Source organism: Youngimonas ophiurae (nom. illeg.) (assembly GCF_049803795.1).
GTDB lineage: Bacteria > Pseudomonadota > Alphaproteobacteria > Rhodobacterales > Rhodobacteraceae > Thalassobius.
Map to the genome: position 1 here is coordinate 203,429 of NZ_JBNAGJ010000005.1, position 14,188 is coordinate 217,616.

The following is a 14,188-nucleotide window of genomic DNA, read 5'->3' on the forward strand; positions in this document are numbered from 1 at the left end:
CTGAGGCATGACAGAAATATTGTGCATTGGCTCGGTCCTGTGGGACGTGATTGGCCGCTCGCCGGCGGTGATGCGGCGCGGCTCGGATGTGCCGGGGCGGATCACGCGCCTGCCCGGCGGCGTGGCCCTGAACATTGCCATGGCGCTGGTGCGCTTTGGGCTGCGTCCTTCGGTGCTGACGGCGATTGGCCGCGACGCCGAAGGGGCCGAGCTGATCGCCGCCTGTCAGCGCCTGGGCGTGGCCACCGATCTGGCCTATCGGTCAGAGGATCTGCCGACCGATCGCTATATGGCCGTGGAGGGCGCGAACGGGCTGGTCGCGGCCATTGCCGATGCCCATTCGCTGGAGCTGGCGGGCCGCAAGATCCTGACCCCGCTGACCGAGGGGCCTTTGGGCGATGAAACCCGCCCCTATGAGGGGCTGATCGCGCTGGATGGCAACCTGACCCAAGCCCTGCTGGAGGAAATCGCCCTGCATCCGGCCTTTGCCCGCGCCGATCTGCGTGTCGCCCCGGCCTCGCCCGGTAAGGCCGAGCGCCTGCTGCCGTTTCTGCGCCATCCGCGCGCCGTTCTGTATGTGAACCTGGAAGAGGCGGGGCTGCTATGCCAGACCGCTTTTGCCGATGCCGCTCAGGCTGCGCATGGGCTGATTGCGCGCGGGGCCAAGCGCGTGCTGGTCACCGATGGCGGCAATATGGCCGCCCAGGGCAGCGCGCAGGGCATTCTGACCGCCACCCCGCCTCAGGTTCTGGTCACGCGCGTGACCGGCGCGGGCGATACCTTCATGGCGGCGCATATCGCCGCCGAACGCGCGGGCCACCCCGCCGATATTGCGCTTGCGCAGGCCCTGCGCGCCGCAGCCACCTATGTTTCCGGAGAACCCCCAGCATGACCTTGCCCCTGATCCTGTCCCCCGAGGTCGCCGCGGCCCTTGATGAAAACCGTCCCGTGGTGGCGCTGGAAAGCACGATCATCACCCACGGAATGCCCTGGCCGCAGAATTTCGAAACCGCTCAGGCAGTCGAGGACATGGTGCGCGATATGGGCGCGGTGCCGGCCACGATCGCGGTGCTGACCGGCACGCTGCATGTGGGCCTGACCACCCCTCAGCTGACAGAGCTGGCCCAGGCCAAGAACGTGGCGAAACTGTCGCGGGCCGATCTGGCCGCCTGCCTGGCCACCAAGGGCACGGGCGCGACCACCGTTGCCTCAACCATGATCGCTGCCGCGCTGGCGGGGATACGTGTCTTTGCCACCGGCGGGATCGGCGGGGTGCACAAGGGTGCCGAGCTGAGCTTTGACATCTCGGCCGATCTGGCGGAACTGGCCCAGACCCCTGTCACCGTCGTGGCCGCCGGGGCCAAGGCCATTCTGGACCTGCCCAAAACCCTGGAGGTGCTGGAAACCCAGGGCGTGCCGGTGATCGCCTATGGGCAGGATGCCTTTCCTGCGTTCTGGTCCGCCGACAGCGGATTGCCCGCGCCGCTGCGCATGGACAGCGCCGCCGATATTGCCGCCAGCCACCGGATGCGCGCCGATCTGGGCCTGCCCGGCGGGCAGCTGATCGCCAACCCCATCCCGGCCCAGCATGAAATTCCTCCGTCTGAGCTGACCCCGATCATCGCCGAGGCCACACAGAATGCGCAAGAGCTGGGGATCGCCGGCAAGGACGTCACCCCGTTTCTGCTGCGCCGGATTTTCGACCTGACGGGCGGGCGCTCGTTGAATGCGAATATCGCGCTGGTGCTGAACAATGCCGCTTTGGCCGCCAGAATTGCCGCCGAGCTGGTGAAACAGGATGAAACCCGCCCATCGGGCTGAACCAGCCATTGTGACAGGGGGGCAAAGCTCCTACATAGCGCAAAAGCCCGCAGCTTATTCAGGACCAGATGACCACACCTTTTGACGAAGACCCCGCGCCTTTGCGCCGGCCCGGCCTGCTGGCCCGGCTGCGCTCCAGCTTTCTGACGGGTCTGGTGGTGATCGCACCCGTGGGCCTGACGATCTGGCTGGTCTGGACCCTGATGGGATGGATTGACAGCGTCGTGCTGCCGCTGGTGCCCGAACGGTTCCAGCCCGAACCCTATATCGGCATCAACCTGCGCGGTGTCGGGATTTTCTTTGGCATCGTGTTCACCATCATCATCGGCTGGGTCGCCAAGGGGCTGCTGGGCCGGTCCCTGATCCGCTGGGCTGAATCGCTGGTGCACCGGCTGCCTGTCGTCCGCTCGATCTATTCGGGGGCCAAGCAGATCGCCGAGACCGTATTCGCCCAGTCAGAACGCTCGTTCGAGAAAGCCTGCCTGATCGAATACCCGCGCAGGGGCATCTGGGCGATCGGCTTCGTCTCGACCCAGGCCAAGGGCGAGGTCGCAACCCGCGGCGGCACCGACAGCCCGCTCATGAGCATCTTCGTCCCCACCACGCCGAACCCAACCTCGGGCTTTTTGCTGTTCTTTCCCAAAGAGGACGTGATCGAGCTGGACATGAGCGTCGAGGACGCCGCCAAACTGGTGATCTCGGCCGGGCTGGTCTATCCCAACCCCAAAAACCCCGCCACGCCACCGCAAACGCCGACAGATACTGCGCCGAACGCGCCGGTCAGGTGAACATCTGCTCCAGATCAACGCTGCTACGCTTGTTCAGATCGCCCTTGTGCTGCGCCAGGAAAGCCTCGGCCGCCTCGCGCCCGGCGTCTTTCATCCGGATCAGCAAAAACGGGCTGGGCACCAGCTTCGTGGAGACAGACAGCTCGTTCATCAGCACATCATCGGCAATCATATGCACGTTCAGATTCTTCATCCCGTCGCCATTGCTGTCCCAGGCCTTGCGCATCTGCTGGGCGTAGGAAATCACCCGCAATTCACGCAACAAGGACGAATTAAAACTGATCTCATTGATCCGATTCTGAATCTCCTGCGGGGTCACCGGCATATCGCGCCGCTCCAGCGGGTTGATGTTCACAATCAGAATATCATCGGGCAAGTCCTTGTCGAACAACGGGAAAAGCGCCGGATTACCCGTATACCCCCCATCCCAATAAGCCTCGGTCTGCCCGGTTCCCGCATCCTCGATCTCAACCGCCTGAAACAGCGTCGGCAAACAAGTCGAGGCCAGCAGAACATCCGCCGACATCTCCTCGCCTGAAAACACCCGGATCCGCCCGGTACGCACATTCGTCGCCCCGACAAACAGACACGGCCCCGCGCGCGCACAAACCTTCTCATACTCAAAGGCCTCGGCAATCGGCCGCAACGGGTTCTTGTAAAACGGTCCGAACGCATAAGGCGAAGACATCCGCGACACCGTATCGGCAAAGGTAAAGGGCAGCGAATATTCCAGCGCCGTATGCAGCAGATCGGTGGTATCGGGCATCAACCCCGCCAGCCAAGTCGTCATGCGCATATCATGCACCGCCCCCAGCTTCCCCCACAGCCAGTCCAGCTTGTCACGCGCCCCCTGCGCCCCCCCTTCAATCCAGCCCGACTTCAACGCCGCACCGTTCATCGCCCCAGCCGATGACCCCGAAATCGCGGCAATCTCAATATCATCCTCTTCCAGCAGCCGGTCCAGAACACCCCATGTAAACGCCCCATGCGCCCCGCCCCCCTGTAGCGCCAGGTTGATCCGCTTTTTCACCAAGAAACTCGCCTCTTTCTTTGTTCTCTAAATACTCCGGGGGGCGCGCCCTCAGGCGCGGGGGGCAGCGCCCCCCTGACCAACCTCACTAAGGTGCCCTTACAGCGCGGTCCAACCGCCATCCACACTGATCGAGGTTCCCGTAATCTGCTGCGCCGCATCCGAGCACAGGAACACCGTGGTCCCGCCCAGCTGCTCGACACTGGCAAACTGTTTCGAGGGCTGGCGCTCCAGCAGCACCTTCTCGATCACCTCTTCGCGGCTCATCCCGTATTTCTCCATCGTATCGGGGATCTGCGCCTCCACCAGCGGGGTAGACACATAACCCGGACAAATCGCATTACAGGTAATCGGCTCGCGCGCGGTTTCCAGCGCGGTCACCTTTGTCAGCCCCACAACCCCGTGCTTGGCCGCCACATAGGCCGATTTGAACGGGCTGGCGGTCAGCCCGTGGGCGCTGGCGATATTGACCACCCGGCCCCAGCCCGCTTTGCGCATCATCGGCAGCGCGGCCGCGGTGGTATGAAAGGCCGAGCTCATGTTGATCGCGATGATCGCGTCCCATTTTTCCACCGGGAACTCATCAATCGGCGCGACATGCTGAATACCTGCGTTGTTCACCAGAATATCGCAGGCGCCAGCCTGCGCGATCAGCGCGCGGCAGTCGTCGCCCTTGGACATGTCCGCCCTGATATAGCGCGCCTCGACCCCGAATTCCGAGGCGATCTGGGCGGCGATCGCGTGATCTTCCTCGCGGTCGGTGAACGAGTTCAGCACCACATGCGCCCCCGCCCGCGCCAATTCACGCGCAACGCCCAGCCCGATGCCAGAATTCGACCCGGTGATCACGGCGGTTTTTCCAGTCAGAGTCATGTTGATGCGTCCTCCATCTTTCGCACTTGCAGCATTCAGGATCGAGATAGCACGCCCGCGCCGCGAATGGGGAAAAAACCGTATTCGTAGAAATGCGTATGCGGCGCGCGGCCGCCGATCCTGCTGCCTGGCATTTAGGCAAAAAAAACGCCGGCACGAAGCCGGCGTTAAGTTATTGAGGCAGGTTTCATACAGGCAAGAAACCTATCGAGCAGTGAATTCTTTATAAGCAATTGCCTGCCCGACTCCAAGCCAAAAGTTTGAACTGGCCTCAAATCATCGCTACGCTAAGTGCCAAGAAACAAAGGGCAGAGCAGGATTGTCCCCAAAATGAGATCACTATTTTTCCGATGCGCGCGCCCCATTCGCACCAGTTTGGCGCTTGTTTTCTTGGCCTCGGGGGCGCTGGCCGATCCCAGCCATGGTATTGCGATGTATGGTCAGCCTGCTCTGCCCCCAGATTTTGTGTCCCTGCCTTATGTGAACCCTCAGGCCCCCACCGGAGGCCGCCTGGTCGAGGGCAATACCGGCGGATTCGATTCGCTGAACCCTTTCATACGGAAGGGAACGGTGCCCTGGCAGTTGCGATTCCTCACGCATGAATCCCTTATGGCGCGAAATTTGGATGAACCATTCACCCTATACGGTCTTTTGGCCGAATCGGTCGAAACCCCCGAGGACAGATCCTGGGTGGAATTCACCCTGCGCCCCCAGGCGCGATTCTCGGATGGCAGCCCGGTGACGGTGGCAGATGTCATCTGGTCCTTCGAAACGCTGGGCACCCAGGGCCACCCCCGCTACCGGGGATTTCACCGCAAACTGGCCAGCATCACCCAGACCGGGCCACGCTCGGTCCGGCTGAGCTTTAACACCGAGGACCGCGAGCTGGCGCTGATCGCCGGCCTGCGCCCCATCCTGAAAAAAGCACAATGGGAGGGGCGCGATTTCACCGCCACCACCATTCATGATGTCCCCATCGGCAGCGCGCCCTATGTGGTGAACGATTACGAACAGGGCCGCTATGTCCGCCTGACCCGCAATCCCGAATACTGGGGCCGGGATCTGCCGATCCGTCAGGGTATCGCCAATCTCGATGAAATCCGGATCGAGTTTTTCGGCGACAGCACCGTCCTGTTCGAGGCCTTCAAAGCGCAAGAGCTGAGCTTCTACCGGGATTTCAACGCCGAATCCTGGGCCAGCGAATATGGGTTTCCGGCCGTTGCACGCGGCGATGTGGTGCAATCGGAAATCCAGCACCAGCGCCCCACCGGCATGACCGGCTATGTGATGAACACCCGCCGCCCGCAGTTTCAGGACTGGCGCGTGCGCGAGGCGCTGATCCATGCCTTCAACTTTGCCTATATCAACGACACGCTGACGGGGGGGCGGCAGGATCGGATCGGCTCGTATTTCTCGAATTCGGAACTGGGGCTGCAACCCGGCGCCGCCTCGGGCAAGGTGGCCGATCTGCTGGCGCCTTTCGCCAAGACCCTGCTGCCCGGCACGCTTGAGGGCTACACCCTGCCCGCCGGCGACACCCGCCCACGCAACCGCAAGGATCTGCGCCGCGCAATGGAGCTGCTGCAACAGGCCGGCTGGACCGTTCAGGACGGCGTGTTGCGAAACCCAGAGGGCCAGCGCTTTGCCTTTGAGATCCTGCTGCGCCAGGGCGACACCACCGGCCAGGCGATTTTCAACATCTACGCCCAGGCGATGGAGCGACTGGGCATTCAGATGACGCTCTCGACCGTGGACAACGCCCAATATGCCGAACGCGAGCGCGAATATGACTTTGACATGATCTATTTCCGCCGCGATCTGTCGCTGTCTCCGGGCAATGAGCAGAAACTCTACTGGGGCTCTGCCGGGGTGGACACACCCGGCACGCGCAACCTGATGGGCATGAACAGCCCCGCCGCCGAGGCCATGATCGACGCCATGCTGACCGCCCAGGACCGCACTGATTTCATCGCGGCCGCGCGGGCGCTGGACCGGATTCTGACCGCAGGCCGCTACGTTATCCCGATCTGGAGCTTCGGCCCCGACCGCATCGCCCACAGCAAGGCGCTGCACTATCCCAAAACCATACCGATCTACGGCGCGCGCACCGGATGGGTGCCCGATGCCTGGTGGTCTCAGGAGGCAGAAAAATGAAGAAACTGATGCTTATCGCCGTGATGGCAACGCTGGCCGGATGCGCCACCGTCGAAGGGGTGGGACAGGATATTTCGGGCGGGGCCCGCACCGTGCGCGGCTGGTTCTAAACCAACGAGGTCACCCACAGAATCGTCGCGTCCTCATCGCTGAGCGAGACCACGTTATGCCCCATGGTGGCGTCGTAATAGGCGCTATCGCCCCGGCGCATTTCCAGGGGCTCGTAAAATTCGGTATATAGCCGGATCACCCCGGTCAGCACATACAGGAACTCTTCGCCGTCGTGGCGCACCCAGCCGTCGAATTCCTCCATGCTGCGGGCGCGCACGCGGGCGCGATAGGGCAGCATCTGCTTTTTCGTCAGCGCGCTGGCCAGCAGATCGTGTTCATAGGTTGCGGTGGCATGGGCCGCGCCCTCGCCTGCGCGGGTCACCGCCATACGCCCGTTCACCTGCTCGCGCACCGGAGGCGTAAACAGCTGCGGCACCGATATTTCCAGCCCCGTCGCCAGCTTTTTCAGCGCCTCATAGGTGGGCGACATCTGCCCGTTCTCGATCTTGGACAGGGTCGAGCGCGCCAGCCCCGCCTGCTGCGCCGCCTGTTCCAGCGTCATCCCCCGGCCCTTGCGCAGCTCGCGCACGCGGGTGGCCAGGTTCAGCGGCTCGGCCAGCTCTTCGGTTCCGTTTTCACGGGCGATGCGGATGATGGATTTGGGGTCACTTTCGCTCATGCTGTCAGACATAGGCCGCGCGCGCGGCGCTTGCAACTGGCGAGAGCCGGGCCTAGACCTGCCACTATGTTGTCGATCTTTGATAAGGGCGGCCATGCGCCCTGCCCCACCCCGTTCAATCTGGCCGCTCATGTGCTGGCCCGCGCCGAGGATGACCCCGATAAGATCGCCCTGGCGATCCTGTCGCCTTCGGGCTCCGAACGCTGGAGCTATGGCCGCCTGAAAGCTGCCATTCTGGGGATCGGCACGGGGCTGTTGCAGGCCGGGTTCCAGCCGGGGGACATCCTGCTGATGCGGCTGGGCAATACGGTGGACTTCCCGCTGGCCTATCTGGGCGCGATCGCGGTGGGGATGGTGCCGGTGCCGACCTCCTCGATGCTGACCGCCCCCGAGGTCCAGCGGATGATGGATCAGCTCTCTCCTGCCGGGGTCTTGCACGATCCGCAGATCGCCTGCCCGCAGACGGACATCCCCGTTCTGGATATTGCGCAGCTGACGGCCATGCACGATCTGCCCCCCGCCGCCTATCACATGGGGGATCCCGAGCGGCTGGCCTATATCATCTATACCTCGGGCACCTCGGGCGTGCCGCGGGCGGTGATGCACGCCCATCGTGCGATCTGGGCGCGGCAGATGATGCACCGGGACTGGTATGGGCTAAGTGCGCAGGACCGGCTGCTGCACGCCGGCGCCTTTAACTGGAGCTTCACCCTGGGCACCGGCCTGATGGATCCCTGGAGCGTCGGCGCCACCGCACTGATCCCTGCTCAGGGCGTCCAGATCGAGGCTCTGCCGCTGCTATTGCACCGCCATGACGCCAGTCTTTTTGCCGCAGTTCCGGGTGTTTACCGGAAAATCCTAATCCATCACACGAAGATTAACCTTCCCAAGCTGCGGCACGGTCTGGCCGCCGGGGAAAAGCTGTCGGATACCATCCGCACCCACTGGGCCGAGGCCACAGGCGGCAAGAAAATCTATGAGGCCTATGGGCTGTCCGAATGCTCGACCTTCATTTCCAGCAGCCCCGATGCGCCGGCGATTGCTGGCAGTCTGGGCCGCCCTCAGATCGGGCGAAAAGTTTCCATCATAGATGAAGAAGGCCCCGTAGGCACTGGAAAAGACGGCATTATTTGCGTGCACCGCAGCGATCCGGGGTTGATGCTGGGCTATTTCGGTGCCCCCGATGAAACCGCACAGAAATTCCAGGGGGACTGGTTCATGACCGGCGATCACGCCGAGATGACTCCGCAGGGCGATATTGTGCTGCATGGGCGCGTCGATGACATGATGAACGCCGGCGGCTATCGCGTCTCTCCGCTGGAAATCGAGGCCGCGCTGCTGCCCCATCCCGCCATTCAGGAAATCGGCGTGACCGATGTCGAGATCAAAGAAGACACGCGCATCATCGTCGCCTTCTACCGCGCGGATACCGAGATTCCGGCCGCAGATCTGACCCGCTATGCCGCCGAACGGCTGGCCCGGTACAAACAGCCCCGCGCCTGGGTGCGCCTGACAGAAATGCCCACAAACCCGAACGGCAAACTATCCCGCCGAGCGCTAAAGCCCTTGTTTAACGGGATTTAACTGCAATGTGACGGGCTTGGGGGTTTTCCTTACCGCCAACAGGCTTTACCAATACGGGACCCAAAAGGAGACCCCGATGGTCAAGCTTGATATTCTGTCCGATCCGATCTGCCCGTGGTGCTATATCGGCAAAACCAACCTGGATCGCGCGTTAGAGCAGCGCCCGGATCATCCCTTTGTGATCGAATGGCACCCCTTTCAGCTGAACCCGGACATGCCCCGCGAAGGCATGGATCGCCGCACCTATCTAGAGGCCAAATTCGGCGGCAAGGATGGCGCGGTGCAGGCCTATGCCCCGGTTGTGGAACACGCCAAAACCGCCGGGCTGGACATCAACTTCGAGGCCATGCAGCGCACGCCCAACACGCTGGATGCGCATCGGCTGATCCTATGGGCCGGCATTGAGGGGCGGCAGACGGCGGTTATCTCGTCCCTGTTCAAGGCCTATTTCGTCGAGGGTCTGGATATCGGCGATCGCGACATCCTGGCCGATATCGCCGATGGCTGCGGCATGGATGCCAGCGTGATCTTGCGGCTTCTGGCCACCCAAGAGGACGAACAGGCGATCCGCGACAAGGACACCGCCGCGCGTGAAATGGGGGTGAACTCCGTGCCCACGTTTATCGTGGCCTCACAGCACGCCGTGCCTGGCGCGCAACCGACAGATCTGTGGCTTAGGGTCATGGATGACATCATCGCGCAGCGCACCGCCGACGCATGACAAGCCTGTTGAAGATCATAACCCTGCTGGTCACGCTGGCTCTGGTGGTGCTGGGGGGCACGGTCTTCTTTCATTATGTCGAGGGCTGGAGCTGGCTGGATTCCTATTTCTTTACCGTCGTGACGCTCTCGACCGTGGGGTATGGGGAAATGGTGCCGGCCTCGGCCATGGGGCGGATCGGCACCACGGTGTTTATCTTTGTCGGCCTTGGGATTTTCGCCGTGGCCGTCCAGCAATTCGGCGCCTTTACCGTGCGCAAACGCGAAGAGCACACAGAATGGCTGGTGGCGCGGCTGGGGCATCAGCATCAGCCATCCGAACCTTCGGCCGCCAATGAGGACGACATCCCCGAGCCCCCTAAGCGCCGCACGTCCAAGACACCATAATTGCGCTTGATCTTGGCGGTGGGCGCTGTATATCTCAGCCCACCATTGCGGGTATGATGTAATGGTAGCCTGTCAGCTTCCCAAGCTGAACGCGCGGGTTCGATTCCCGCTACCCGCTCCATTCCTATCAAAATAGTATCCTTATAAATCAGCGCCATACGCTGAATTTTGGCCGTTTCCGCAAAAGCCAATCAAGAGTGGAGACTGGAAGATTCGGGAGCGCGAGTCCCGAAGGCACTTCCGAAGCCCTGAAGCGCCTTCTCAATCCGGCCATCCGCTTTGCGCCCTGCACATATCCCCTGGCGCGCTAGGGCGGAATCTCTTGTTGCAGCGCGATTGTTATGTAATATAGCTATCAGCAGCTTCGCGAATTCCGAAATGACACTACAGACCATCCTGTTGACTCTTTTGCTGACCGCCCTGTCCGGAGCGGGCGGGCTGGTGGCGGCCGGGCTGCATCTGCCGCTTCCGTTCATGCTGGGCTCTTTGGTCACGTCGGGCCTGATCGCGCTGTTCGCCGCGCCGCGCCTGCCGGATGACTATCGATTCCCGATGAAATTCCGCGCCCTGTTCATGATTATCATCGGCGTCATGATCGGCACGCGCGTGACCCCGGATGTTCTGGGCGCGCTGCCCGGCTATCTGCCCTCTTTTGCGCTGTTGATCGTGTTCGTGGCCGCCGCGCATGGGGTGAACTATGTGATTTTCCGCAGGCTGGGCAGGTATGATCCGGCCACGGCCTTCTATTCGGCAACGCCCGGCGGGCTGATGGAATCGCTGGCCATGGGCGAAGAAGCCGGCGCGAATGTCGCAATCCTGACAATGCAGCAATTTCTGAGGATCATTGCCGTGATCGTGCTGGTCCCGGTCGGCCTGTCGCTGTGGTACGGCGCGCCTGTGGGCTCGGCCTCGGGGCAGACATTGGCCAGCGCGGACGGAGACCTGAGCACCCTGCCCCTGGCCCTGGTGATCGGCGCCGCCGGGCTGTTTATCGGCCGCGCGATCCGATTGCCCGCCGCGCAGCTGACCGGCCCCCTGCTGGCTGCTGCCGCCGTAACGGTAAGCGGGCTGGTCGCGCTGCCGATCCCGCAATGGGCGATCAATCTGGCTCAGGTCGTGGTGGGCACCAGCCTGGGGATGCGCTTTGCCGGGCTGAAGGGGCGCACGATGCTGCGGGCCTCGGGGCTGAGCGTGCTGTCAGTCAGCGCGATGCTGGCGCTGGGGCTGATCTGCGCGCGGATTCTACAGCCTGTGACCGGGCTGGAGCTGGATGTTCTGCTGATCTCATTCGCCCCCGGAGGCGTCACGGAAATGGCGCTGGTCGCGCTCAGCCTGCACGCCAATCCCGCGATCGTCACCATGCACCACATTTTTCGCATCATCCTGACCGTTGTTGAAATGACCCTGGCCGCGCGGTGGCTGAAACCGCAACACCGGCCCGAATAAACCACCATCACACCATTCCCAGAGGAGAGGAAACCAAAATGCAAATGAACGAAACCTGCGCCGTCATCACTGGGGGCGCTTCGGGCCTGGGCGAGGCCACCGCCCGCCTGTTCGCCGCGTCGGGGGCCAAAGTGACCCTGCTGGATCGTGACACCAAGCGCGGCCCGCAGGTCGCGGCTGAGATCGGCGGCACTTTTGTCGAAACCGACGTCACCAGCGAAGACTCGGTGCAAAACGCCATGTCCGCTGCCGTTGCCGCGATGGGTAAGATCAACACCGCGGTGAATTGCGCGGGCATTGGCACGGCCGAAAAGACCCTGGGCAAAAACGGCCCGCACAGTCTTGAACATTATCAGCGCATCCTGAACGTGAACCTGGTGGGCAGCTTCAATGTGGCGCGCCTGGCTGCCGCTGAAATGGCCAAGAACGATCCCACCCCGGACGGTCAGCGCGGCGTGATCATCTCAACCGCCTCGGTTGCGGCGTTTGATGGGCAAAAGGGCCAGGTGGGCTATGCGGCCTCGAAGGGCGGGATCGTGTCCGGCACCCTGCCCATGGCCCGCGATCTGCAACGCGAAGGCATCCGCGTGATGGCCATTGCGCCGGGGATTTTCCTGACCCCGATGCTGATGTCCCTGCCCGAAGAGGTGCGCGACCAGCTGGCTCAGGACGTGACCAACCCCAAGCGCCTGGGCGATCCCAGCGAATATGCCGCGCTGGCGCGTTTCATCTGCGAATGCGGCTATCTGAACGGCGAGGTGATCCGTATCGACGGCGCCCTGCGGATGCAGTAAACGGCCGGGCGCGTCCGACTGGGGCGCGCCCTACCCGGCCTTTTCCTCAAGCTCCAGCCACTCTTCTTCGGCGGCTGCCAGAGCCTGCTGACGTTCGACCAGCGCATCGGTCGCTTTTTGGAATTTCACCGGCTCTTTGGTAAACAGATCCGGATCCATCAGGAACTCTTCCAGCTTGGCGATTTCCGCTTCCAGCCGCTCAAGGATCGCTGGCAGGGCCTCCAGCCGGTGCTTTTCTGTAAAGCTTAACCCGTCCTGAGCGGTTTGAGGGGGCTTTTCTTGCTTTAACTTATCTGCTTTGTGCTTTGTTTTTACAGGAGTTTCCGAAGGATTTTCCTGACGCTGAGACTGATAGTCCGACCAGCCGCCAGCATAGACAATCGCCTGGCCATTCCCCTCCATCGCGACAGTCTGCGTGGCGACCCGATCCAGAAAATCCCGGTCGTGGCTGACCAGAAGAACCGTGCCATCATAATTGTCCAGCAGTTCCTGAAGCAGGTCCAGCGTTTCGACATCCAGATCGTTCGTCGGTTCGTCCAGCACCAGCAGATTGCTTTCGCGCGCCATCAGCTTGGCCAGCAGAAGCCGCGCTTTTTCCCCACCGGACAAGGACTTAACGGCCGCTCTTGCCTGGCGTTCGTCAAACAGAAATTCCTTTAGATAGCCCACCACATGTTTGGGCTGGCCGCGCACCAGCACCTGATCGGCCTTCCCCGAGACCCGCATGTCCGGATCGCCCGTCAGACTGTCCCACAGGCTCATTTCCGGATCCAGCTGCGCGCGGGTCTGATCGAACACCGCGGGCAACAGATTCGTGCCGATTTTCACGCTACCACTGTCGGGCACCTCTTGGCCCATCAGCATTTTCAGCAGCGTGGTTTTACCCACGCCATTGGGCCCGACAAAGGCCACGCGATCCCCGCGTTCGACCTTGATCGAGAAATTTCGCAGGATAAGCTTTTCCCCGTAAGTCTTTGTAATACTGTCCGCTTCGAACACCTTCTTACCGGATTTCGGCCCCGAGGCCAGCTCCATCGCGGCGGTGCCCTGCCGTTTGATCTGCGCGCCGCGTTCGGCCTTGAGCGCGTGTAGCGCCCGCAGCCGCCCCTGATTCCGCTTGCGCCGCGCACTGATGCCTTCGACGGCCCAGCGGGCCTCGGATTTGATCTTGCGATCCATCTTGTGGCGCTGGGTGTCTTCCTCTTCCCAGACTTTATCGCGCCATTCTTCGAAATCCGCGAAACCTTTTTCCTGACGCCGCGTCATTCCCCTGTCAATCCAAAGGGTTGCACGCGTTAGTTCACGTAAAAATGCCCGATCGTGGCTGATCAGAACATAGCCCGCGCGGGTCTGTTTCAGCTCATTTTCCAGCCAGGCAATGGCCTCGATATCCAGATGGTTCGTGGGTTCGTCCAGCAGCATCAGCTCAGGCGCTTCGGCCATCAGTTTTGCCAAAGCCGCGCGCCGCCGTTCCCCGCCCGAGGCCGTTGCTACCTCGCGCGCGGGATCGAATTTCAGCCCTTCGCCCGCCATTTCGACCTTATACATCTCGGATGGGTCCAGCGCGCTGGCGGCATAGTCCCCCAACGTGGAAAATCCTGACATATCAGGATCTTGCTCCATATAGCCAACGCTGATTCCAGGCGGGATGATACGCGTTCCGTGGTCCGGCTCGACCAGTCCGGCCATCACCTTCATCAATGTGGATTTGCCCGAACCATTGCGCCCCACCAGCGCCACCCGGTCGCCCGGCTGAACCACCAAAGACAGGTCATGAAACACAGGATCGCCGCCAAAGGTCAGCGAAATATCGGTCAGCTGTAAAAGAGGTGCACGTGCCATGGCGCGCAGCTAACCACGC

At 62.2% G+C, this 14,188-nt stretch carries 14 protein-coding genes and 1 tRNA gene; 11 read left to right on the forward strand and 4 right to left on the reverse strand.

The genetic code is table 11. The annotated features are described in order from the left end of the window. The first annotated feature begins 7 nt into the window (after positions 1–7). The 3 genes from ACP15O_RS12775 (at position 8) to ACP15O_RS12785 (ending at position 2,609) form a co-directional block, all read left to right on the forward strand. On the forward strand, positions 8–892 hold the full coding sequence (locus tag ACP15O_RS12775; protein ID WP_425096488.1) for a PfkB family carbohydrate kinase: 885 nt from the start codon (positions 8–10) through the stop codon (positions 890–892). Continuing rightward, on the forward strand, positions 889–1,821 hold the full coding sequence (locus ACP15O_RS12780; RefSeq protein WP_425096489.1) for a pseudouridine-5'-phosphate glycosidase: 933 nt from the start codon (positions 889–891) through the stop codon (positions 1,819–1,821). Before ACP15O_RS12775 ends, ACP15O_RS12780 begins: the two co-directional genes overlap by 4 nt. A gap of 68 nt (positions 1,822–1,889) precedes the next feature. Then, a complete protein-coding gene (locus ACP15O_RS12785) occupies positions 1,890–2,609 on the forward strand; it encodes a DUF502 domain-containing protein (RefSeq protein ID WP_425096490.1) in 720 nt (239 codons plus the stop codon). On the opposite strand, the gene ACP15O_RS12790 is transcribed toward ACP15O_RS12785, so the two are convergent. Further along, positions 2,602–3,642 (reverse strand): patatin-like phospholipase family protein, encoded by a 1,041-nt coding sequence (locus ACP15O_RS12790; RefSeq protein WP_425096491.1) that lies wholly within the window; start codon positions 3,640–3,642, stop codon positions 2,602–2,604. The two genes, ACP15O_RS12785 and ACP15O_RS12790, sit on opposite strands and share 8 nt — an antisense overlap. Before the next feature lie 96 nt (positions 3,643–3,738). Then, positions 3,739–4,512 (reverse strand): 3-hydroxybutyrate dehydrogenase, encoded by a 774-nt coding sequence (locus tag ACP15O_RS12795; RefSeq protein ID WP_425096493.1) that lies wholly within the window; start codon positions 4,510–4,512, stop codon positions 3,739–3,741. Between the two features lie 330 nt (positions 4,513–4,842). Here ACP15O_RS12795 and ACP15O_RS12800 point away from each other — a divergent pair, with 330 nt between their 5' ends. After that, positions 4,843–6,666 carry an extracellular solute-binding protein gene (locus ACP15O_RS12800; RefSeq protein ID WP_425096494.1) on the forward strand — a complete coding sequence of 608 codons (1,824 nt, stop codon included), beginning with the start codon at positions 4,843–4,845 and terminating at the stop codon, positions 6,664–6,666. After that, on the forward strand, positions 6,663–6,776 hold the full coding sequence (locus tag ACP15O_RS12805; protein WP_425096495.1) for an entericidin EcnA/B family protein: 114 nt from the start codon (positions 6,663–6,665) through the stop codon (positions 6,774–6,776). The genes ACP15O_RS12800 and ACP15O_RS12805 overlap by 4 nt, the downstream gene beginning before the upstream one ends. Here the strand turns inward: ACP15O_RS12805 and ACP15O_RS12810 are convergent. Next, a complete protein-coding gene (locus ACP15O_RS12810; protein WP_425096496.1) occupies positions 6,773–7,396 on the reverse strand; it encodes a helix-turn-helix domain-containing protein in 624 nt (207 codons plus the stop codon). The two genes, ACP15O_RS12805 and ACP15O_RS12810, sit on opposite strands and share 4 nt — an antisense overlap. 66 nt (positions 7,397–7,462) lie before the next feature. On the opposite strand from ACP15O_RS12810, the gene ACP15O_RS12815 reads away from it, so the two are divergent. The 6 genes from ACP15O_RS12815 (at position 7,463) to ACP15O_RS12840 (ending at position 12,327) form a co-directional block, all read left to right on the forward strand. Continuing rightward, positions 7,463–8,980, forward strand: coding sequence for a class I adenylate-forming enzyme family protein (locus ACP15O_RS12815; protein ID WP_425096497.1), 1,518 nt, complete (start codon positions 7,463–7,465; stop codon positions 8,978–8,980). Positions 8,981–9,056: 76 nt separating this feature from the next. Next, positions 9,057–9,701 (forward strand): DsbA family oxidoreductase, encoded by a 645-nt coding sequence (locus tag ACP15O_RS12820; protein ID WP_425096498.1) that lies wholly within the window; start codon positions 9,057–9,059, stop codon positions 9,699–9,701. Positions 9,702–9,709: 8 nt separating this feature from the next. Then, positions 9,710–10,087, forward strand: coding sequence for a potassium channel family protein (locus tag ACP15O_RS12825; protein WP_425096499.1), 378 nt, complete (start codon positions 9,710–9,712; stop codon positions 10,085–10,087). Positions 10,088–10,134: 47 nt separating this feature from the next. Beyond that, a tRNA-Gly gene (locus ACP15O_RS12830) sits at positions 10,135–10,208 on the forward strand. Between the two features lie 257 nt (positions 10,209–10,465). After that, positions 10,466–11,533 carry an AbrB family transcriptional regulator gene (locus tag ACP15O_RS12835; RefSeq protein WP_425096500.1) on the forward strand — a complete coding sequence of 356 codons (1,068 nt, stop codon included), beginning with the start codon at positions 10,466–10,468 and terminating at the stop codon, positions 11,531–11,533. Positions 11,534–11,571: 38 nt separating this feature from the next. Beyond that, positions 11,572–12,327: a 3-hydroxyacyl-CoA dehydrogenase gene (locus tag ACP15O_RS12840; RefSeq protein ID WP_425096501.1), complete on the forward strand. Its 756-nt coding sequence runs from the start codon at positions 11,572–11,574 to the stop codon at positions 12,325–12,327. Between the two features lie 30 nt (positions 12,328–12,357). Here the strand turns inward: ACP15O_RS12840 and ACP15O_RS12845 are convergent, their stop codons facing one another. Continuing rightward, positions 12,358–14,169 carry an ABC-F family ATP-binding cassette domain-containing protein gene (locus ACP15O_RS12845; protein ID WP_425096502.1) on the reverse strand — a complete coding sequence of 604 codons (1,812 nt, stop codon included), beginning with the start codon at positions 14,167–14,169 and terminating at the stop codon, positions 12,358–12,360. Positions 14,170–14,188: the final 19 nt, after the last annotated feature.

Bases quoted from the DNA above. Each gene is read 5' to 3' on its own strand.
- ACP15O_RS12775 (WP_425096488.1), top strand. From the start codon at position 8: ATGACAGAAATATTGTGCATTGGCTCGGTCCTGTGGGACGTGATTGGC.
- ACP15O_RS12780 (WP_425096489.1), top strand. From the start codon at position 889: ATGACCTTGCCCCTGATCCTGTCCCCCGAGGTCGCCGCGGCCCTTGAT.
- ACP15O_RS12785 (WP_425096490.1), top strand. From the start codon at position 1,890: ATGACCACACCTTTTGACGAAGACCCCGCGCCTTTGCGCCGGCCCGGC.
- ACP15O_RS12795 (WP_425096493.1), bottom strand. From the start codon at position 4,512: ATGACTCTGACTGGAAAAACCGCCGTGATCACCGGGTCGAATTCTGGC.
- ACP15O_RS12800 (WP_425096494.1), top strand. From the start codon at position 4,843: ATGAGATCACTATTTTTCCGATGCGCGCGCCCCATTCGCACCAGTTTG.
- ACP15O_RS12805 (WP_425096495.1), top strand. From the start codon at position 6,663: ATGAAGAAACTGATGCTTATCGCCGTGATGGCAACGCTGGCCGGATGC.
- ACP15O_RS12810 (WP_425096496.1), bottom strand. From the start codon at position 7,396: ATGAGCGAAAGTGACCCCAAATCCATCATCCGCATCGCCCGTGAAAAC.
- ACP15O_RS12815 (WP_425096497.1), top strand. From the start codon at position 7,463: ATGTTGTCGATCTTTGATAAGGGCGGCCATGCGCCCTGCCCCACCCCG.
- ACP15O_RS12820 (WP_425096498.1), top strand. From the start codon at position 9,057: ATGGTCAAGCTTGATATTCTGTCCGATCCGATCTGCCCGTGGTGCTAT.
- ACP15O_RS12835 (WP_425096500.1), top strand. From the start codon at position 10,466: ATGACACTACAGACCATCCTGTTGACTCTTTTGCTGACCGCCCTGTCC.
- ACP15O_RS12840 (WP_425096501.1), top strand. From the start codon at position 11,572: ATGCAAATGAACGAAACCTGCGCCGTCATCACTGGGGGCGCTTCGGGC.
- ACP15O_RS12845 (WP_425096502.1), bottom strand. From the start codon at position 14,169: ATGGCACGTGCACCTCTTTTACAGCTGACCGATATTTCGCTGACCTTT.